This is a genomic window from Thermaurantimonas aggregans, assembly GCF_003851885.1.
In the GTDB taxonomy this organism is placed as follows: domain Bacteria; phylum Bacteroidota; class Bacteroidia; order Flavobacteriales; family Schleiferiaceae; genus Thermaurantimonas; species Thermaurantimonas aggregans.
Map to the genome: position 1 here is coordinate 40,405 of NZ_BHZE01000001.1, position 20,434 is coordinate 60,838.

Annotated in this window: 20 protein-coding genes; 11 read left to right on the forward strand and 9 right to left on the reverse strand. The window is 43.9% G+C overall.

Going from position 1 to position 20,434, the window contains the following annotated elements:
• Positions 1-20: 20 nt before the first annotated feature.
• From EIP89_RS00190 to EIP89_RS00210, 5 genes are read right to left on the reverse strand one after another with little or no spacing between them, the layout of a single operon-like run.
• The gene (locus EIP89_RS00190; protein ID WP_124396636.1) at positions 21-1,190 is read right to left on the reverse strand and encodes a glycosyltransferase family 2 protein; all 1,170 of its coding nucleotides are present in this window, start codon (positions 1,188-1,190) and stop codon (positions 21-23) included.
• 5 nt (positions 1,191-1,195) lie between these two features.
• Entirely contained in the window at positions 1,196-2,050 is an 855-nt protein-coding gene (locus EIP89_RS00195; RefSeq protein ID WP_124396637.1) for a glycosyltransferase family 2 protein, read from the reverse strand.
• A 13-nt stretch (positions 2,051-2,063) separates the two neighbouring features.
• Positions 2,064-2,909 carry a glycosyltransferase family 2 protein gene (locus EIP89_RS00200; protein WP_124396638.1) on the reverse strand — a complete coding sequence of 282 codons (846 nt, stop codon included), beginning with the start codon at positions 2,907-2,909 and terminating at the stop codon, positions 2,064-2,066.
• A 13-nt stretch (positions 2,910-2,922) separates the two neighbouring features.
• On the reverse strand, positions 2,923-4,053 hold the full coding sequence (locus EIP89_RS00205; protein WP_124396639.1) for a glycosyltransferase family 4 protein: 1,131 nt from the start codon (positions 4,051-4,053) through the stop codon (positions 2,923-2,925).
• 3 nt (positions 4,054-4,056) lie between these two features.
• Complete coding sequence (locus tag EIP89_RS00210) at positions 4,057-5,025, reverse strand: glycosyltransferase family 2 protein (protein ID WP_124396640.1); 969 nt, start codon at positions 5,023-5,025, stop codon at positions 4,057-4,059.
• Between the two features lie 75 nt (positions 5,026-5,100).
• Between EIP89_RS00210 and EIP89_RS00215 the strand changes: the two genes are divergently transcribed.
• From EIP89_RS00215 to EIP89_RS00235, 5 genes are all read left to right on the forward strand, one after another.
• A complete protein-coding gene (locus EIP89_RS00215; RefSeq protein ID WP_124396641.1) occupies positions 5,101-5,922 on the forward strand; it encodes a hypothetical protein in 822 nt (273 codons plus the stop codon).
• Positions 5,900-7,381 carry an O-antigen ligase family protein gene (locus tag EIP89_RS00220; protein WP_124396642.1) on the forward strand — a complete coding sequence of 494 codons (1,482 nt, stop codon included), beginning with the start codon at positions 5,900-5,902 and terminating at the stop codon, positions 7,379-7,381. The genes EIP89_RS00215 and EIP89_RS00220 overlap by 23 nt, the downstream gene beginning before the upstream one ends.
• 97 nt (positions 7,382-7,478) lie before the next feature.
• Positions 7,479-8,054, forward strand: a complete 576-nt coding sequence (locus tag EIP89_RS00225) for an NADPH-dependent FMN reductase (RefSeq protein WP_124396643.1) — start codon at positions 7,479-7,481, stop codon at positions 8,052-8,054.
• A gap of 42 nt (positions 8,055-8,096) precedes the next feature.
• Positions 8,097-8,612 (forward strand): hypothetical protein, encoded by a 516-nt coding sequence (locus EIP89_RS00230; protein ID WP_124396644.1) that lies wholly within the window; start codon positions 8,097-8,099, stop codon positions 8,610-8,612.
• 97 nt (positions 8,613-8,709) lie between these two features.
• Positions 8,710-9,441 (forward strand): TrmH family RNA methyltransferase, encoded by a 732-nt coding sequence (locus EIP89_RS00235; RefSeq protein ID WP_124396645.1) that lies wholly within the window; start codon positions 8,710-8,712, stop codon positions 9,439-9,441.
• A gap of 1 nt (position 9,442) precedes the next feature.
• Here the strand turns inward: EIP89_RS00235 and EIP89_RS00240 are convergent, their stop codons facing one another.
• Positions 9,443-9,751, reverse strand: a complete 309-nt coding sequence (locus EIP89_RS00240) for an isoamylase early set domain-containing protein (RefSeq protein ID WP_124396646.1) — start codon at positions 9,749-9,751, stop codon at positions 9,443-9,445.
• Positions 9,752-10,455: 704 nt separating this feature from the next.
• Here EIP89_RS00240 and EIP89_RS00245 point away from each other — a divergent pair.
• The 6 genes from EIP89_RS00245 to EIP89_RS00270 all read left to right on the forward strand — a co-directional run bounded on the left by EIP89_RS00245 (position 10,456) and on the right by EIP89_RS00270 (position 18,309).
• Positions 10,456-12,270, forward strand: a complete 1,815-nt coding sequence (locus EIP89_RS00245) for a RecQ family ATP-dependent DNA helicase (RefSeq protein ID WP_124396647.1) — start codon at positions 10,456-10,458, stop codon at positions 12,268-12,270.
• A 68-nt stretch (positions 12,271-12,338) separates the two neighbouring features.
• The gene (locus EIP89_RS00250) at positions 12,339-13,484 is read left to right on the forward strand and encodes an acyl-CoA dehydrogenase (protein ID WP_124396648.1); all 1,146 of its coding nucleotides are present in this window, start codon (positions 12,339-12,341) and stop codon (positions 13,482-13,484) included.
• A gap of 303 nt (positions 13,485-13,787) precedes the next feature.
• Positions 13,788-14,816: a uroporphyrinogen decarboxylase gene (hemE, locus tag EIP89_RS00255; protein ID WP_124396649.1), complete on the forward strand. Its 1,029-nt coding sequence runs from the start codon at positions 13,788-13,790 to the stop codon at positions 14,814-14,816.
• Positions 14,817-14,929: 113 nt separating this feature from the next.
• Positions 14,930-16,012 carry a cytochrome-c peroxidase gene (locus tag EIP89_RS00260; protein WP_124396650.1) on the forward strand — a complete coding sequence of 361 codons (1,083 nt, stop codon included), beginning with the start codon at positions 14,930-14,932 and terminating at the stop codon, positions 16,010-16,012.
• 101 nt (positions 16,013-16,113) lie between these two features.
• Positions 16,114-17,230, forward strand: a protein-coding gene (gene prfB, locus EIP89_RS00265) for a peptide chain release factor 2 (protein WP_218019300.1) whose coding sequence is annotated in 2 segments (ribosomal slippage) — positions 16,114-16,176 and positions 16,178-17,230 — 1,116 coding nt in all. Because the reading frame shifts where the segments join, the coding sequence is not laid out codon by codon here.
• Positions 17,227-18,309, forward strand: coding sequence for an LptF/LptG family permease (locus tag EIP89_RS00270; protein ID WP_124396652.1), 1,083 nt, complete (start codon positions 17,227-17,229; stop codon positions 18,307-18,309). Before prfB ends, EIP89_RS00270 begins: the two co-directional genes overlap by 4 nt.
• Before the next feature lie 62 nt (positions 18,310-18,371).
• On the opposite strand, the gene EIP89_RS00275 is transcribed toward EIP89_RS00270, so the two are convergent.
• From EIP89_RS00275 to EIP89_RS00285, 3 genes are read right to left on the reverse strand one after another with little or no spacing between them, the layout of a single operon-like run.
• A complete protein-coding gene (locus EIP89_RS00275; protein WP_124396653.1) occupies positions 18,372-19,355 on the reverse strand; it encodes a T9SS type A sorting domain-containing protein in 984 nt (327 codons plus the stop codon).
• A 36-nt stretch (positions 19,356-19,391) separates the two neighbouring features.
• Entirely contained in the window at positions 19,392-19,916 is a 525-nt protein-coding gene (locus EIP89_RS00280; RefSeq protein WP_160160466.1) for an AAA family ATPase, read from the reverse strand.
• Entirely contained in the window at positions 19,913-20,431 is a 519-nt protein-coding gene (locus tag EIP89_RS00285; protein WP_307718661.1) for a metallophosphoesterase family protein, read from the reverse strand. Before EIP89_RS00285 ends, EIP89_RS00280 begins: the two co-directional genes overlap by 4 nt.
• Positions 20,432-20,434 lie beyond the last annotated feature (3 nt).

Below are 20,434 nucleotides of genomic sequence, written 5' to 3' on the forward strand. Positions count from 1 at the left end.
AAAAGCCAATAAATTGATTATCAGGTAGTGGCCCTTCGAGCCCTCTCCCAAGTGGCTTTTTGACTGCCTTTAAGCCAACGAATGAACCCAGCAAAAACGGCATAGTTCATCATTGTAAAATAATAGGGCACAAAAAGTACTTTAACTTTTATCTTTTTGCTTTTCAGATACCAGCCTATCAATGCCATAAGATAAAAGAGCACTTGGCCAGCGAAAAGCACTTGATAAAACCATCCCCTTTTGAGCAAGAATATGTTTAATATGAAAATAAACGGAAGGGAAAAAGCAGCGATACTCCAACGCAAAACTCTGTGTGAAGTATATAAAAAGGTGAGCAAGGGGTGTTTAAAGAAGTTAAACGCAGGGAGCAGTCGGCTCATGCTTTGCCATCCACCAGCACATATGCGCACCTTGCGCTTGAGTTCTTCCTTTACATCAGCCGAAGCAGTTTCCATTGCATAGGCTTTGGGCTCGTAGATCACTCTGTATCCCTTCAGGGCTATACGCATGCTTTGCATAAAGTCGTCGAGTATAGTGTCTTCTTCCAAGTCTTGGACCAGCGAGGTGCGAAAGGAAATCAGTTCGCCTGCTGCACCCACGATGGTAAGCATTTCGGAGTCCATTTTTTTCAGAGCACTTTCGTATTTCCAATACAAGCCTTCACCGGCAGCAGAGGCCCCTTCGGCTTCGGAGGTCATGATGCGCTTTTCACCACTTACGGCTCCAATCTTGGGATCGCGATAATGCTTCACGAGCTCTCGAATGGCTTCTTTGTTGAGCAGGGTATTAGCATCGCAAAAGACGACGATTTCTGATTTCACAAATTTCATTGCTCTGTTTTCGGCGGCCGATTTGCCTGCTCTTCGATCTTCGTGCAGCACTTTCACGCGACCATCTTGTTCCAGGAGCTCTTTTGTGCGATCGGTGGAGCCATCGGTGATGAAGATGATTTCAAATTTGTCTTTAGGATAGTCTAGCTGAAGGCAGTTTTCCACCTTTTTCAAGATGAAATCTTCTTCGTTGTAAGCCGGCACTACAAGTGTAACCGTTGGCTCATAAGGCGTTTCGTCGGTAAGCTTTTTAGATGGGGTAAAAAGTCTTTTTAGTTGAACTAAGAAGTAAAGTAAGATGCCATAACCCAGGTATGCGTAAAAGACGATGAAGACCAGAATCCAAAAGAGCACTTCCATAGCTGCTAACGGGTTTTTTGGGTTGTAAAATAATGGGTAAAGTATTTCAAGTTGTTTTTAAGCCTAATCCACAGCGCCTTCGAAATAGGTCCGTCGGCCTTCATTCGTCGGGCTGAAGTGTAGATAAAGGCTTTTGGCGAAGACACGAGTTTTATCTTTCCAAATTTGCTCAATTCAAACGCCAAAGTGCCATCACTGCCTCTCTTCAGGCTCTCGTCATATCCCCCAAATCGCAAGGCCACATCGCGCACATAGGCTGAGCTAGCTCCACCGCAGTTGAGATGTGGGCGCTTGAAGTTTTTTAAATAAATGCCCATTAACTTGATGTACTGATAAATGTAGAGCGCCAGGGGGTAGTGATTGTCGTCGTCGTAAAACACATGGAGGCTGTACGTACAAACCACATTTGAATCGTCGAGCATGGGTTGCACCATCTTATCAGGCCATTCAGGCAGATAGATCGTATCTACATCGCCTGAGATTACGTATTTGCCTTTTGCTGCCTTAAGGCCGGCATTACGAGCTTTTGCGATGCCTGGTCGGGTTTCGAGTACCGATTTCACATTACAGCGGTCAAGAAAGTCTTGTGTGCGATCTGTACTGTTGTTGTTTACCACAATGATCTCTATGGAGTGGTTGCTCTTTATATCAGCTAAGCTTGCCAAGGTAGGCAGTATGTTTTCTTCTTCATTCCACGCGATAAGTACGATGGATATGAGGGGATTTTCAGCGTGAAACTTTTTGAATTTTTCTGCTATTGTATCGAAGAATTCGGTCGGTACGTTTTCGAAAGGCACCTTTCGCCATTTTAGGTACTCTTTGACTTTTTTAGGCACATAAAACCGGGAAAGTTGCAGCATGTTTTTTCAGTTTTTACTTGTTTTTAATTCGTGTGAAATACTCAGGCAAGTTAATGAGCTGTTTTTTTACACGGATTAGAAAAGCTTTTGCGATGCTACCATCGGCGCGCATTCGGCGATTGCTGGTGTAGATGTAGGCCTGACGATGGGGTATCATTTTTACTTTTCCAATTTTACTGAGGTCATATGCCAAGGTACCATCCTCCCAACGTTCCAAATCGGTATTATACCCTCCAGCCATAAGGGCATCAGCCCGACGATAGGCCATACTTGCTCCACCGCAGTTCAAATGAGGGCGCTTAAAGCTGTGTAGATACTTATTGGCGTGTTTTAAGTATTGATATACATGTAGATCCAGAGGATAATGCATTTCGTCGGTGTAAAGCACGTGCATCGAATAGGTGACGGCTATTTTAGGATCTTTTTTAAGTGGTTCGGTCAATCTGATGTGCCAGTCGCTGGTGTACACTGTATCTGTGTCGCCCGTCACGATGTAAGTACCTTTCGCCTGTTCTAATCCGAGTTGCCGTGCCGGACCGGCTCCTACTTTCTTCTCAGTGAAGTACTTGACACCTAATCTTTCGAGAATTTCCGCTGTGCGGTCATTCGAGTCGTTATTGATCACCAAAAGTTCAGCTGGAACTGAAACATCAAATTCCGCTACACTCGAGAGCGTGCAGAGTATTCGCTCTTCTTCGTTGCGGGCAATCAGCACGATACTGACTTCTGGATTGGGATGATTAAAGGAAGAGAGCCTATTGCGCCAGTGGCTCCATTGTGCTTCTGAAATAGCCTCTATTGGAGTTTTAAGCCACTTAAGGTGCTCTTTTACATGGGCAGGAAGGATAAATCTGGGCATAAAGTGGGCATTTTTAGGTGAGCTCACGATAGTGGCTGATGAGTTGTGAAGCGGAGTTTTCCCAATTAAAGAGCTTTGCCCGTTCTAATCCTTTTTCGATTAATTGATTTCGGAGTGCTACATCAGAGAGCAGCCGCAGTGCAGCTGATGCGATGTCATCTGGCTTAGTGGGATCGGCAAGCAGAGCAGCATCGCCTGCTACCTCAGGCATGGAGGTCACACTACTGGTTACTACAGGTGTACCGCAAGCCATTGCCTCTATGATGGGTATGCCAAAAGACTCTCGGAGCGATGGATAGAGAAATACCTCGGCTTGTGAAAGTATGGCTGGTAAATCAGAATTTTTAATATACCCGGTAAAGTGAATGTGATTAAAAAGCTCAGAAAGATTGTTTCGGTCGAGTATGTTTTTTACAAACTGCTTGTCGAGATCACCAAGTAGAAGTTTGTAGGAGTAATTCGTTTCTTTGGCTATTAAGGCATAGGCTTTTAAGGTGTTTTCGGTATTTTTTTTCGGGTCAGTATTGCCTAAGAACATTATGAATTTTTCTGGCAAGTGGTACTTCTTGCGCACAGTGTTCAGCTGTAGTGAGTCTGTTATCTTCTGAAAGTGTGCACCTACTCCGTTGTAAAGCACGTGCAGTCGATCTTTAATCTGAGGCAAAAACTTTAGCACGTTGCCTACTTCGTATTGGCTTACGGTAAGCACTCTGTTAGCTTGGGGGATGGCTGTTTTCACCACCCAGCGTCGGTACATATTTCCGAAGCGCTGATAAGGGGTGTATCCTGGAGCAAAAAGCGGATTTTTTTCTAAGTAAATGACATCGTGCAGAGTTACCATTAAAGGAACATCAAGCCAAATAGGGGCAGTGTTTGAGGTGCAGTGGAGCAAGTCCAGCTTGTCAGCTTTGGCGCGCTTTGGCAGCCAGTGTTGTTCCCAAACAGGATAAGGTGCCTTGTGAACGATCACTTTAAAGTTGGGGTGTGACTCAAAACAGGGATCCTCTCCTTCGTTTATGTAAACAAAATATTCGTTCTGTTTATCAATCTTGCTCAGTGCTTTAAGCAGCTCGAGTGCCACAAAATCCATCCCGTGCTTTTTTGCTCGGAAAATTCGCTGTGCTTCAAAACCGATGCGCGCCATAATCTAAAGTTTTACTACTTCAAGGGGTCTTACTTTGGGTGAATGTGTAACGTTCCAGACGTAAGCCTTCCAAAGAGCTTCGAGCAGTTTGAACTCGCCCTTTGCGATAAAGCGAAGCGAATTGACTGGCAAGGATACAAGGGTGTAAAATACCCATGCCGAGAGCAGTTTGGTGCCGTTAAAGTTTCGACGAGCGAAGAGCAATCTGTTCCTGTTTAAGTAATACACTTTTAGAGGGCTCATACCGCCCACCGATACCGACTCTCGATGGATGATTTGCGACGTGCCTACATACCAGATTTCGTACCCCGCCTTTCGAATGCGTTCGTTCCAGTCCACCTCTTCGTAGTAGAGGAAGTAGTCTTCGTACATCTCGCCTACTTCGTCGATTACTTTTCGAGGCACCATCATAGCCGCTCCATGTATGTAAGCTGTAGGCCGCACATCGCGATATTGGCCGGTATCTGGCTCTCTGTAGCCTATTCCTTTATTGCGTACCGTGTAGGGATTAATTGGAGTGGTGCCCGCATATTGCAATAAACCTTCCGGCTTGTGGTACACGATGCGCGGGCTGGCCATACCGCATTTGGGATGGGTTTTAAAGTGATCGACAAGCGGTTCTAAAAACCCTGGTTCCACCAATACATCGTTGTTTATAAAAAAGATGTATTCTCCGGTGCAATGCTTTAAACCAAAATTGTTTCCCCCGGCAAATCCCAAATTTTTTCCTGTTTTTAAAAATTTGATGTAAGGAAATTTTTGACCGATCGGATCTGGATTATCGCGTTCACTGCCGTTGTCCACGATTACAATTTCAATGTTTGGATAAGTAACTTTTTTCAGCGATTCAATTAACTCAATTGTCATCTGTGTCTGATTGAAGTTGACAGACAAGATGCTGACCAACGGCTGTGTGCTCATATGGGCAAATAATGGGTGTAAATGTAAAAGGATTGCCCCTGAAACATTCATGATTTTCAGCAATATTTGTTTAAATTGAAAAGAAAACCTACGCGTATTTTTGTAAACAAATTAGTAACACAGCGGATGAGGATTGTCCTGATGTTTTCTGTTTTTGTATTTCTGTCAACTTTAAATGCCCAACCGCGCAAACCTGAACCACTGATAGAACCTCTCGGTAAAAAACATGTACTCATCGATAAAGGCATTACAGGCTACATGTACAGCATCGATGGTCAGTGGATATCAGCCCCTATGAAAATACCTGCCCGGCTTAATTCCAGAGATAAGCAAAGTTTTAAGCTCAAAGAAAATCTATTAGGCACCGACAATATCGTTGCACTCTACATGCATCAAGTGAAGTACGGCGACAAAAAACTCTATGTATTGTATAAATTTTACAAAGTCGGATATTATAAGTATCAAGCTACCCAAAAGGGCTGGAAAGAGGAATTAAAAGCCTATTATTACGTACTTGACGATGATGTCCTCCAAGCAATTTTAAATGCCCCAAAAGAAGATGTAATGCTCAAACTCAAACTGTACGACTCTGGCTTGCTGAGCAATGTTAAAATTTCCAACGTGCAGAAGAAAGCCCTCTTGCAGATTCGCGTAAAACCTGAATTCGACCGTCAGTTAATCTTTCACATCGACAAGTCGAATGGAGACGGAGATGTTCGATTTTTCTTTTACTCGCAGCATAAGATTTTTAAAGATACTGAGGGTGTGCTGCAGCCAGAGTTTAAAATATCAGGACGATCGTACTTTGCTCAGCCAGTATTATTGAAATTTTTTTATTACCAGATAGCTGGCGAAACGCTTGAAAATTTTCTAAAAATGATCAATCCGAAATTTAAAGACGAAGAACCAGAATTGCCATTAAGCGATGCAAACACAGGACAAGATTAATCGATTCTTTCAAAACGAAACGATTGCTGAGGTCCTACGCTGGGCTGCATTTCTGAGTTTTGCGGTTTTCACTGCGTTTTTAATTGCAAATAAGGGGATTGCCATAGCTGCAGTGCTGTTGGCATTGCCTATCGTGGTGGCTTATGTTATTCTTTTCTTTCGCTATCCAAAACTTGGTATTTATACCTCGCTGGTCATCAGCTTTGTACTTCCAATGATTAACCGATGGGGCGACTACTACGGCATTCCCCTTCCGCCTTTGGGATTAGGTGTCGATATTCTGTTGCTTCTTACCTATGTGATTGTTATATTGAAGTATTGGCGGAGGACAGATTTTTCAGCCCTTAGCAACGATGTGATGCTATTGCTTACCATCTGGATGGCCTACATCGTACTGCAAATAGCTAACCCGCTGGCCTACAGTTTTGCGGCTTGGTTCTATTCCATGCGCGGCATTGCGCTGTATCAATTACTCATCATTGGGCTCGGTTTCTGGATGTTCAACAGTCGAAAGGATTTTTACAACTGGTTGCATCTCTTCCTCGGTTTTTCGGCATTAGCAATTGTTTGGGCTATTAAGCAGAAGTTTATCGGTGTATCGCCCGCCGAACAAAAGTGGCTTGACGATGGGGAGCACATAACCCATGTGCTTTTCGGAAAATTGAGAATCTTCTCTTACTACTTCGATGCTGGTACCTTCGGGGCAGCCATGGGGCATGTGTGTATCGTTTCTGCTATTTTATTTTTAGGTCCCTATTCTAAGGCACGAAAAATCTTCTATTTTTTAATGGCATTGTTTGGTTTCTACGCCATGATGCTCAGCGGCACACGTGGTGCATTGGCAGTGCCTGGTTTAGGAGGGATAGCGTTTTTGGTGATGTCTAAAAATGTTCGACTCCTGGTAGCAGGGTCGCTCATCATGCTCGCTGGCTTTGTTTTTCTCAAATACACAACAATTCTACAGAGCAACTATGAAGTCAACCGCCTTAGAACAGCCCTCGATAGCGACGATCCCTCGCTCAACACCCGAAAGCGCAACCGAAAACGCCTTACCGAATACCTAAGAGATAAACCTTTTGGCGGAGGCGTAGGTACCACCGGCAGCTGGGGCAAACGCTTCTCGCCGGGCACATGGCTGGCCGACTTTGAACCGGATGGATTATATACCCGTATACGGGCTGAGACTGGTCTCATTGGTCGGCAGTTCTACGTGTGGATGTGGCTGTATATTTTATTTAAAGCAATTTGGAAAATTTGGAAAATGCCTACGGGTACCGAAGAGCACAATGTGTCGATGGCCCTAATGGCGGGATACGCCGGCATCCTTCTGGCTAACTATGGAAATGCGGTGATGACGCAACACCCTATTAGCCTCGTCACATTTTTATCCATTTCTACTGTGTATACCATACATCGATGGAATAATCCAACGAAGCCATATAAAGATCGCGAATGGTAACAGACCTCTGGTAGTCTGATAAACTTTTTTAGAACAGCATGCAAACAAATAATTGGTATGTTTGCTTTAGTATTTTGTACCAAAAATCATGTTTTAAATGAAAATAACCATACTCTCGGGAGCCACACGCGAAAGCAGCCACTCCACCTCCATTGCAAAAAGATTAGAGAAAAAATTTTATGAGATTCAGGAAGATCTAGACATTGTACTGATCGACAATAGAAAACTCCGTCTTCCTGTGTACGACAATTTTGAAAACCTTACAAATGAAGAAAAAGACCGTTTAGATGCTATATCCGGAACATTTTTTTCATCAGATGCTTTGATAATCGTTTCGCCAGAATATAACGGCGGAATGGCTGGCGGATTAAAAAATACTTTGGATTACTTTAGAAAAGAGTATGAATGGCGCCCAATGGGCCTGGTAAGTGTTACTTCTGGAACTTTAGGTGGCCAAAATGCAATGAATCAAATGGCAGCCTTTGCCAGCTATGTGGGTGCGTGCCTTGCCCCTACGCGCTTGATGGTAAGCCAAGTTCAAGAGGTAGTCAACCACCCGCACAGCGCTGAGTCAGTGCGTTTTGAAAAAAACGCCGAAAAGTTTTGCAGCGATTTGCTTCGCTTTGCTCAGATCATTAAAAATGGGATGTTAAATTATTCGCTCGTAAAATAGAGTTTTGGATTTCTTTTAATTTTGTAATAAATCCAAAGTATCATGAAAAAAATTAACCTTTTTGCAGTAGCGCTCTCCTTGCTGCTCTTTTACGCTTGTAACTCCAACGAATCAACTGAAAAGCAAGAACCAGCTCAAGAACAACAAGAAGTTGTAGCTGACGATACAACCGAAGAAGCTGAAGAACACGACCATCATATGCACGACGGTCATGAACATTCCTCTGAACCTGCCGAGAATACTTCAACAAAGTCTACATCAGCTTCAGAAAGCACCAAAAAATCTACCTCTTCAAAAACGTCTTCAGGCAAACAGGCTTCGACCGATCAAACTCAAGCTCAGCAGCCCACCACATTAAAAGATGCGCTGAAACAACAGCCTACACAGGTAGAACAAGCCGCTCAAAAAGCCCAGCAGCAAAGCCAAGAAGCGATTCAACGCGGACAACAAGCCACCGAAGACGCTGCTAAACAGGCTCAAGAACAGCAAAGAGAGTATCGCAAAGAAATGATACGTCGTAGCCGTAACAATACAGAAAGCACTGGTGGCGGACAATAGTACCTCTTAACGTCATGCAATTCAAAGCCGTCTTTATTCGACGGCTTTTTTTGTTTCTGATGGTTTAATTACTTTGTAAATAGAATTTTTTTTTGACATGCCACTGAGCCAAAAGGAAATAAAGCTGATTAAATCCCTTCAAATAAAAAAATATCGAAAGCAACACAACCTTTTTGTCGCAGAGGGTCGTAAGCTGATCGAAGACCTACTTGAATCGAATTTAAAACCCTTTAAACTACTTACTACACAGCCTTCAGAAGCCCATACGTATGAGCTGATTGACGAAAAAACAATGAAGACCATTAGCAATCTTGATACACCTTCATCACACTTCGCCGTTTTTGAAATTCCGAAACTTCACAAATTTGAATCGCTTAAACCAAAGCGGTTTTTTGCGCTTTATGCACTTCAAGACCCTGGTAACCTTGGCACCATACTGAGGTCGCTCGACTGGTTTGGACCTATACCGGCTGTCATTTTATCTGGCACAGTCGATCCTTTTTCTCAAAAGGTTGTTCAAGCATCAATGGGCAGCATAGGCAGAGTGCCCTTAGTAATGGCTGATTGTGAAGAACTCAATAGCTACATAAAGGAAGAGGGGATCAGCCTGCTGGCTGCCCATATGACTGGGTTCCCAATCGATCAAATGAATGCTCCCGAAAAGTTCTGCATCGTAATTGGAAACGAAGGACAAGGATTATCTGATTTTCCTTTAATCCCCGATCAGATGATCAGCATCCCGCCCTCGCCGTATTCCAAGTGCGAAAGCTTGAATGCTTCCGTATCGGCCGGTATTTTAGCCTATTGGCTTTTTTCTGCTTCGAGGTAGATTACAGCTTTAATACACAGTTTTGGGCTTCTCCTATTCCGGCAGGTACATACTCATCTGCTTCGTTATCATTGATGTATTCGCTGCCATTTAACACATATCTGAACTGATAGGTTGCATCTTTTGGTAATTCTATCTGAAGGCTAAATCCGCCGGCTTTGAGCTTTTTCATGGGATGTGCAGAGGGGTTCCAGCCATTGAAGTCTCCCACCAAAGAAGCCGTTTCAGCACCTTTAGCCTCCGAAGCGTCTATTGAAAAGCTCACTTTGCACACTTCCTTCGTCTTGAAGTATTGTTTCTTTATAGCCATGTGTTAAGAATTTTGTGTTGCAAAAGTACAATTTAAAATCATAAAAGCATATTAATCAATTATTTGTAAATTGATAGTAGCTTGTTCGAAATTTAAAAATTTGGTAATACTATTCTTAATTTGATGCTTTCCAATTCATTTTTTTAGCCAAACGACCACCTAGCAAATTGCGACGTTGGTGTACATTTTACACTTTGATTCACGCGCTCCACATTGTCCTTTTTGTATTGACTTTGCCTTTAGTTGATGGGGATAATTAGTGTATTCGGGTAAATATGCGAAAAAGTGAAAGAAAGTGTTTTCCGGAATCGTACTTGGATTTGGAAGTTCTGAAACAGTTATAAATTTTTTCTTTTCAAACACGCTTGAATACACCTCTTTATAGGGACTTTCAAGGCGAAATTTTAACGAAGACTTTTGATTTACCACATCAGTTTTCTACTTTCAATACGCTGCTGCTTGAACATGCGAAGTACTCTTTTTTAAAATACATGTACTCCAAGCTGCTTTAAATTGCTGATCAAATAATAGCTGAGATATTAAACTCTTAACCTTGACGATTAACCCTCAAAAAAAGAAATAAAAGCTATTACAGTAATGGATTTTAAGTAAAAGTATAACAATTAGAAAATATGAAGATAGTTTTTTAAATGCAGTTTTTTTCAAATACATTCGTCCATACATGATCAAACATCAAAATTATTTTGACGCCAGAAGAAGCGCTTAGAATCTATTGGGGATTCAGCAGTTTTAGGCCACTTCAAAGAGAGATAGTAGAGTCAGTACTTTGTGGCCGAGATACGCTTGCGCTCTTGCCAACGGGTGGTGGCAAATCGCTGTGTTATCAAGTACCGGCTGTTTGTTCAGAAGGTGTAACGTTAGTCATTTCACCGCTCATAGCGTTAATGAATGACCAGGTGGCTGCGCTCCAGAAGAAAGGCATACGAGCTGCAGCCATCACATCACAGCTTTCAAAACGCGAATGGCTATCAGTTTTAGACAACTGGCGCGAGAGCGATGTAAAACTTCTCTACCTCAGTCCTGAAAAGCTACAAAATTCTCTTTTGCAAGAAAAACTCGGTCAATTAAAGATATCTTTTATCGCCGTCGATGAGGCGCATTGCATCTCTCAATGGGGGCACGACTTCAGGCCGGCCTATCGCCAAATAGACAACTTGCGTGAGGTGCTGCCTCCTGATACGGCTGTTTTAGCCCTTACAGCTACAGCTACACCTGAAGTGATCGACGATATTGCTACCTCGCTGCGCTTCCGACCCGGTCATCAAGTTTTTAAAAAAAGTTTTCATCGCCCTAATCTCAGTTACAACATTCGTATAGTAGAGAATAAAATCGACCGACTTATCCAAGCTCTTCGGGCGGTACCGGGCAGTGCTATTGTATTTATGCGTCACAGACTTAAAACGGCTCAAGTAGCTCAGTTTCTTCGTGCACATGGAATTATGGCTGATTATTATCACGCTGGCCTCACTGCCGAAGAACGCATGGAAAAACAAAATGACTGGATGCAAGGAAAAACGCGTGTTATTGCTGCAACGAATGCCTTCGGAATGGGCATTGACAAACCAGAAGTACGCCTTGTCGTTCACCTCGACCCTGTGCCATCGCTTGAAGAGTACTTTCAAGAAGCTGGACGTGCCGGGCGCGACGAAAAGTTGGCTTATGCCGTCAGTTTCATAAGTCCGGCCGACATAGCACGCCTTACCGACCCGTCGAACAATCCCTTTCCCTCGCCTGATGAAATCGCGGAGGTGTATCAAAAACTCTTCGAGTTTCTAAGAATTCCATTGGGACAAGGCGAGTGGGAAAAGTTCCCTTTCTCTATCCAAAAATTTGCCGAGTACACAAAGCTTCCAAAGCTAAAATGCTATGAAATACTTCGCTGGCTCGAACGCGATGGGCACATTAGCTTCGACGATCAATGCCTTCGGCATTCGAGGCTACACTTCTACTTCGACTTTTACGACCTAAGTGCACGCCATTCACCTGAGAGTGCAGTCGTGCAAGTTGTACAAAACGTCCTTCGCATGTACGAGGGTGTACGTTACACCTTAGTGGAAATCGACGAAGCTCGAATAGCCAAAATGGCAGAAGTAGATGAACCTCAAGTGAAAAAAATCCTCTATCATTTGTCGCGTACCGGCGATGCAGATTACTATCCAAAAAACACCGAGGGCTTTCTTACGCTGTTAAAGCCAAGGCTCGACCGCAAAATTTTTAAAATTGACCCGGAAGAATACTCTTTTCGAAAAGCCCGGCATCAAGCTCGACTCGAATCTGTCAAAAAGTTTTATCAATCGACTAATCAATGCCGCGTTATTCAATTGCTCCACTACCTCGGAGAGAAAAAAACAGAGCCGTGTGGTCTCTGTGACTTTTGTCGCGACCAGCGTCGAATGCAGAAAAATCCCTCTCCTCACAGCCTCCAATTGCGCAAAGCATCTGAAAAAGAAATCATTACCCGCCAGGCGGATGGTCAGATTCTCTTTAAAAAAACCTAGTAAAACCATTCGAACCACCGCAGCCCTTATTACATTTGCACGCTTAACATTTAATTCCTTAACTGACAATGAACTTTCAACTGACGGAAGAGCACCTGATGATACAGCAGGCTGCACGCGACTTTGCTCAAAACGAGCTTCTTCCAGGAGTCATTGACCGCGATACCCACGAAAAATTCCCTGCCGAGCAAATCAAAAAAATGGGTGAACTCGGCTTTATGGGCATGATGGTCGATCCTAAATACGGCGGTGCAGGCCTCGACACCATCAGCTACGTGCTCGCAATGGAGGAGATTTCAAAAGTAGATGCTTCAGCCTCAGTGTGTATGAGTGTAAACAACTCACTCGTATGCTGGGGTCTCGAAAAATTTGGCACCGAAGAGCAAAAGCAAAAGTACCTCGTGCCCTTAGCTAAAGGGGAAATCATCGGCGCCTTCTGCCTCTCTGAACCCGAGGCTGGTTCTGACGCCACTTCACAAAAAACCACCGCCATCGATATGGGTGATTACTACTTGCTCAATGGCACCAAAAACTGGATTACCAATGGCAGCTCTGCCAGTGTGTACCTCGTCATGGCGCAGACCCACCCTGAGAAAGGTCACCGCGGCATCAACTGCCTCATTGTAGAGCGCGGCATGGAAGGTTTCGTAGTTGGTAAGAAGGAAGAAAAAATGGGTATTCGCGGTTCAGATACCCATTCGCTGATGTTTACCGACGTTAAAGTGCCCAAACAAAACCGAATCGGTGAAGATGGCTTCGGATTCAAGTTTGCCATGAAGACCCTCTCAGGTGGCCGCATAGGTATTGCTGCACAGGCGCTCGGCATTGCCTCAGGAGCTTACGAGCTCGCCCTCAAGTACAGCAAAGAGCGAAAAGCCTTCGGAAAAGAAATCTACAAGCACCAGGCCGTTGCCTTCAAACTCGCTGACATGGCCACTGAGATCGAGGCTGCACGCCTTATGACCCTCAGAGCCGCCTGGCTCAAAGACCAAGGCCTACCCTTCGACAAAGAGAGCGCTATGGCCAAACTCTTTGCCTCTGAAGTGGCTATGAAGACCACTATAGAGGCCGTACAAATACACGGCGGTTATGGCTATGTAAAGGAATTTCACGTAGAGCGCCTCATGCGCGATGCTAAGATTACTCAGATCTATGAAGGCACCTCTGAGATTCAGCGCATCGTAATTTCTCGCGCCATTTTAGATCAGCAATAAGATTTTTTTATTTGGGCGTGCCCCAGGCAAAGCGCACAAGCCGCTTTGCCTGGGTCGGTCCCTTCCGGGCTCGCTCTTCGCTCGGTGCTCCGCTGCGCTACGCACTGCCGGCTTCGCCGTCACCCTCCAGGTACCTCACGCGACGCTCACTTCGTTCGCTTTCCTTGTAAAATCAACCATTTCTATTGTCTTACCCTCATTCAAGTTACATCTCTTATCTTAATAATCCACTACACAGGCTTTAACTTTCTCTGAACAATCACACACCAATACTGCGTTTCACCTTTGTAAAAAGATATAAACGTGCAAGACCATCTGCTACTCAAAGCCCTAAGAGGCGAACCCGTACAGCGCCCCCCCGTATGGATGATGCGCCAGGCTGGCCGCTATTTGGCATCTTACATGGAACTTAGAAAAAAGTACGACTTCTTCACCCGAGTTCAAACGCCTGAGCTCGCTTGCGAAATCACCCTTCAACCAGTGGACCAAATCGGAGTAGATGCTGCCATCTTGTTCTCTGACATACTTGTAGTTCCTCAAGCCATGGGCCTCGAAGTAGAGCTGGTCGAGCATAAAGGACCTTATTTGCCCAAAACCGTACAGACCAAAGCCGATATAGCCGCCCTTGAGGTAGATGAAGCTGCTGAAAGATTACACTACGTGTACGATGCGATCAAACTGATCAAAAATGCCCTAAACAATCGAGTGCCTTTAATTGGTTTTGCCGGAGCTCCATTTACCATACTCTGCTACATGGTCGAAGGCAAAGGCTCAAAAAACTTTGACAGCGCCCGTCAGTTTTGTATTAGCAAGCCAGTAGAGGCCCACAGCTTGTTGACTAAAATTACTCAAGTAACCATTGATTATCTCAAACGACAGGTAAAGGCAGGTGCCGATGTAGTACAAGTATTTGACTCATGGAGCGGTTTGCTTTCCCCCACTGACTTTAACAAATTTGCCCGCCCTTATCTCATTCAGATTGCTGATGCCCTGAGTGTACACGTACCTGTAATCCTTTATCCTAAAGGTTCATGGTATGCCTTGGCAGATTTAGCAAAAAATTCTAAAGCTGCAGCCCTTGGGGTCGATTGGTGCATCTCCCCCAAAACAGCCCGTGAACTTACCGGTGGCACCATCACCCTCCAGGGCAACTTCGATCCTGCTCATTTACACCTTACACCAGACCAAATAAGGGAAGAAGTCCATCAGATGATCGAAGATTTCGGCCCACAGCGCTACATTGCCAATCTCGGCCATGGCATTACGCCAGATGTACCCGTAGATCACGCCAGAGCCTTTGTGGAGGCGGTAAAAGAATATCGTATACACTGAAAACACATCACAAGCAATAGATTGAAAAAGAGTATCTTTAACCTCTTTAAGTACCGTTTCTCACATTTTAAACGGATTAAAAAGGGTATTTTTGTAATTAAAATTTTTGGAAGATGAGGATCAGGCTCTATGTACTTGGTGCGCTAATGCTTTTCGTTTTTATTTTAGCTATAAGTTGCAAAAAAGAAAACAATCAGCCTGACATATTTACACCTACACCTTATAAACTTCAAGTTCCACCAGGCTTTCCTCCCCCTATTCTCAACCCCGAAAATCCACTTACTGTCGAAGGTGTAGAGCTTGGCCGCCATCTCTTCTATGAAAAGAAATTGTCGCGCGACAATACCATGAGCTGTGCCAGTTGCCACAAGCAGGAGTTTTCCTTTTCTGATGCACCCAACAAACTGAGCAAGGGCGTCGACGGCATAGAGGGAAATTTCAACGCCATGCATATTGTGAACATGGCTTGGCTCGAAAATTTTTTCTGGAATGGACGCTCCCCAAGTCTCGAAGAGCAAGCCTTTCACCCCGTCGTCGATCCACTCGAAATGAACACCACCTGGGAAGCTGTACTTGAAAAACTGCGCGAAACGCCCAAATATCCACCCATGTTCAAAAAAGCTTTTGGCACGGAAGAAATCACAGTAGAGCGCGTGACCAAAGCCATTGCTCAATTTGAGCGCACCTTACTTTCAGGAAATTCTAAGTTCGACAAATGGCGTAGAGGAGAGGCAACCCTTACGGAGCTTGAGCTCTTTGGCTTTACCATGTTTGAAACAGAAAAAGGTGATTGTTTTCATTGTCACGGTAGTACTACTACAGGCAATATGTTTGGCGCCTTTGGACAGCTGATTTTTACGAATAATGGTGTGGAACCAGAAGCTACCTTGCCTCTGGGCCGTATGGCTGTAACCGGCAATCCTGCTGATCGTGGTAAGTTTAAAATTCCATCCCTGCGCAATGTGGCAGTTACCTTTCCTTACTTTCACGACGGACGCTTTCAGTCCTTGCAAGAGGTAATAGAATTTTACAACATGGGTGGTCATCCCTCATCTACTATCGACCCAAATATGAAGGCCGCCGGTGTGGGTCGCAACTGGACACAATACGAAAAAAGTGCTCTCATTGCATTTTTAAATACGCTCACCGACGTCGATTTTCTTACTGACCCCCGTTTTTCTGATCCTAACGAGTAAATTTTAATCCATCTGATTGAATGCCGAGTGTAGTACACTCGACGATTTGAATTTTCATTCAAAAAAGAAAATTCTGTTGTTACATTACCTTTGCCCATTGTATGAGAACATTTGAAGAAGTAAGTGCATTAGCGGGGCGCCTGGAAGCGCTAAGGGGGTATCTTTGACCCCGAAGGCAAAAGAATAACTCTTCAAAATGAAGAAGAGCGCACTGCCGCTCCAGGCTTTTGGGATGATCCACAAAATGCCCAGAAAATTCTTCGAAAGATTAAAGAACTCAAATTCTGGATCGAAGGCTTTGAAGAAGCTGTCCGCCTAGTAGAAGAAGCGCAGCTGGCTTACGATTTTTACAAAGAAGAAGTCATAAGCGAAGAGGAGCTCGACAAAGCGTATGACGCTGCTTTAAAAGCAATTGAAAACCTCGAATTCCGAAACATGCTTTCGGCTGAAGAAGACCGGTTGAGTGCAGTACTACAGATTACTGCAGGTGCAGGTGGTACCGAGAGCTGCGATTGGGCATCTATGCTTCTGCGCATGTACACTCGATGGGCAGAGCAGCACGGCTATAAGGTCACTGAACTCAACATTCAAGATGGCGATGTGGCTGGTATTAAAACAGCTACCATCCAAATAGAAGGCGATTATGCGTTTGGCTATTTGAAGGGCGAAAATGGAGTACATCGACTTGTGCGCATCTCTCCCTTCGATGCGAATGCTAAGCGACATACATCTTTTGCCTCTGTTTACGTGTATCCACTTGTGGACGATACTATTCACATCGAAATCAATCCTGCCGACATCGAATGGGATACCTTCCGCTCAAGTGGTGCTGGTGGACAAAACGTAAACAAGGTCGAAACCGGCGTGCGCCTTCGTCACAAGCCTACTGGCATCATCATCGAAAATACAGAGACTCGCTCCCAGCTTCAAAACAAAGAAAAAGCCCTTCAATTGCTCAAATCGCAACTCTATGAAATGGAGTTAGAAGCCCGCAACCAAAAGCGAGCTGAAATAGAAGCCGGCAAAAAGAAAATCGAGTGGGGCTCACAAATTCGCAACTATGTGCTACACCCCTACAAGCTGGTAAAAGATGTGCGCACGGGCACCGAAACATCGAATGCCGAAGGCGTACTCGACGGCGATCTCGACGAATTCCTCAAGTCCTATCTAATGAGCACCGGCAGCAGTCAGACAGCCAATGCTGAATCGGCTTTATGAGGGTAGGAATTATAGATCGCTACATCTTGCGATATTTTCTGGGCACGTTTTTTTTGACGCTCGTGCTCATTTTACTCATTGCTATAGTTTTTGATATTTCAGAAAAGATCGAAGATTTTATCACAAAAGGAGCCTCAGCCCGCGAGATCATCTTCGATTACTACTTAAACTTTATTGTGTACTATGGCAATATGTTCACCAGCATGATTGTGTTTATTTCAACCATCTTTTTCACGAGCATGCTGACGAATCGCACAGAGATAGTCGCTATTCTGACAGGGGGAATGAGTTTTCGTCGGCTAATGTTTCCATATGCCGTAGGCACCATCATTGTCACGGTAATCAGTATGCTCTTGGCGCATTTTGTAATTCCCATCAGCAATGTGCACAGACTTCACTTCGAAAATCTCTACATCAATGTTACATCAGGCGAGCGGAACAACGACTTACATCGTCAGATTAAACCTGGCCACCTGATTTATCTGGAAAACTACAACCCCGACCGTATGAGCGGGTATCGATTTACGTATGAAGTATTTGATGGTCAGCGTCTTATTTCTAAGCTTTCCTCTGATTTCATCAGTTTCGACACTGTCCAATCTAAATGGAGGCTCGACAATTACACCATTCGATTTATACAGGAGGAAGGTGATCGGCTCGTAATCGGTAGGCAGCTCGATACGGTTTTTGATTTTAAACCCAATGAACTAAGCCCTAAGCTCTACAGCGTCACCATGATGAATACGCCACGACTGATAGAATTTATTCGAGCAGAAAAAGTGAGGGGTTCGGAAAAAATAAATATGTATTTGCTTGAACTGCATCAGCGCACCGCTTGGCCCTTCGCCACAGTCATACTTGTTCTTATTGCTGTAAGTTTGAGTAGTCAGAAGCGTCGTGGCGGCATGGGATTAAACATTGCTCTTGGCTTAGGACTTTGTGTTACTTATGTTTTTTTTCAAAGGGTATCGGTCGTTTTCAGTACCAATGGCAATCTTTCGCCTTTCATAGCTCTTTGGGTGCCAAATGTGATATTTGCTGTAGTGGGAGTTTATTTATATCGAATTGCACCAAAATAAAAAACCCGGGAACGAATCCCGGGCTTCGTCTTAGAGGAGTGTCTAACCCTAAAACAAAAAAATTATCGAACTACCAGCTTGCCGCTTACAGATTCAGTAGCAGTGCGCAGTGTGTAGGTGTAAACACCTGCAGGCAAATGACCAATGCGGATGTTTTTAGCATTTGCTCCTTGGTATACAGCTACAAGTTCTTCGCTGTGTACAGTCTTGCCAGTCAAGTCATGAATGCTGAACTGGGCTCTGCTGTTTTGTGCGAGGCTGTATGAAACGGTTACAATATCAGAAGCAGGATTTGGAAACACCTTCACTGTATTTTTAGTAAGAAGGAAGTCATTGTCCAGGCCGATAGTTCCAGTTCTTTCTACCTCAGCGAGAATATAAAGTACTACATCGACTTGTGTGCCCCAGGCTTGTGGATCGTTGAAAGCATACCACTGACCTGTATCCCATTTTTCCCATGCTGAGCCACCACCACAATTTCCACCTGTGTGTAAGATGCCAACAGTATCGTTTATATTACTGCCACCTACAACTACACTAGCAAAGAAAGGTCCTGAGTAATTTACAGGTGTGGTAAAGGTGAATTTGGTGAATTGACCAGAAGTATCAATATTGGATGATGATACGCTGGCTGAAGTGGCTACACCGGTACCAGAGGGTGATCCATTTGCTGCATTTACATTGTAAATTATAACGTTATAGTCATCAGCAGTGCCAACAATTCTTTTAGCTCCGAAAGCCACAAGCACTGAGTGAATATTACCCAAAGTGTTGGTAGCAATTCTTTGAGCTTTCTCAAGGTCTCCATATCCGTTACTACCAGCTACAAATCCACCATTGCTTGAACTAAGAAGCTGTGGACCAACTGTACACCCGGCAAGAAGCGTAGGGGAGAGGGTGTCGTTTACAATTTCGGTACCTGCCGCTGAAAAATAATGTGATAAATTAGGAGCAATCTTAACAACAGGTTTTCCTGCAATTTTTTGTTGTGCCTGTGTCGATAAGCCTATGCTTAGAGCAACTGCGAAGAGGTAAATTTTTTTCATATCTAACCAATTTTGTACAAAGCAATAAAAAAAAATCTAATAAATGTTAGGCGATTTAAGATTTTCTAGGATTTTCAAGGCATTAACAAGCCTTTCTTGTCCGAAACCTGAAACTATTTCAAATGAATAGTTGCAATTTTTTAAAGTTTCTATGTGAAAATCAAACAACTCCTTTCGATCGTGAGGGTTTTCGCGCTGTGGATCGTATGTCCAAGGTAGATCTATATCTGATAACAAAATCAAATCATACTTTGGGCTGCAATAGTTATTCTCAATCAATTTAGCTGTCTTACCGTATTTCCACTCACTCCAAATTTTAATGGTCAATAGTGTAGTATCGTAAAACAGCCAAGTATTTTTATTACAGCTTTCGTAAAGTCGTTCCCAGAAGAGTTGCCCAACGGCTATTTTTTCTAAATCTGCGTAGGTATATGAATTTGATTGGGTTAATAAGAAATATCGAGCAAATTCCGGCACCCATAATCCGTTGTAATACAGAGCAAGTTTTTTACATAAGACGGATTTACCGGTAGATTCCGGTCCAACTACAGCAATTTTCACAGCGGTTGAGCGCGTTTTCCGAATTCGATGACCTCGAGATTTTCCACTTTTCCTGCCCTGACTTGAAAACGCAAAGCAGTGCGAACCTGGTGAAATCCGTGAATTCCGGCAGCACCTGGATTCATGTGTAAGCATGCATTTTTAGAGTCGTACATCACTTTTAAAATGTGCGAATGTCCACAAATAAATAGTCCAGGTTTGATGGAATTCCACTTTTGTTGTACACGTCTAACGTATTTGCCGGGATAGCCGCCGATGTGCGTGATCCACACCTTTAGTCCTTCTATTTCAAAAACAGCATCCTCAGGCCATTTTTTTCGTAGAGAGGTATCGTCGATGTTGCCAAATACTGCACGAAGTGTGATGCTGCTTTGCGATAGACTTTCGAGTACATTTTCAGAGCCAATATCGCCGGCATGCCATACTTCATCAGCTTGGGCTGCATATCGGCATATGGCATCATCCACGTAACCATGTGTGTCTGAAAGTAAAAATATCCGTTTAATACCCGCTATCGA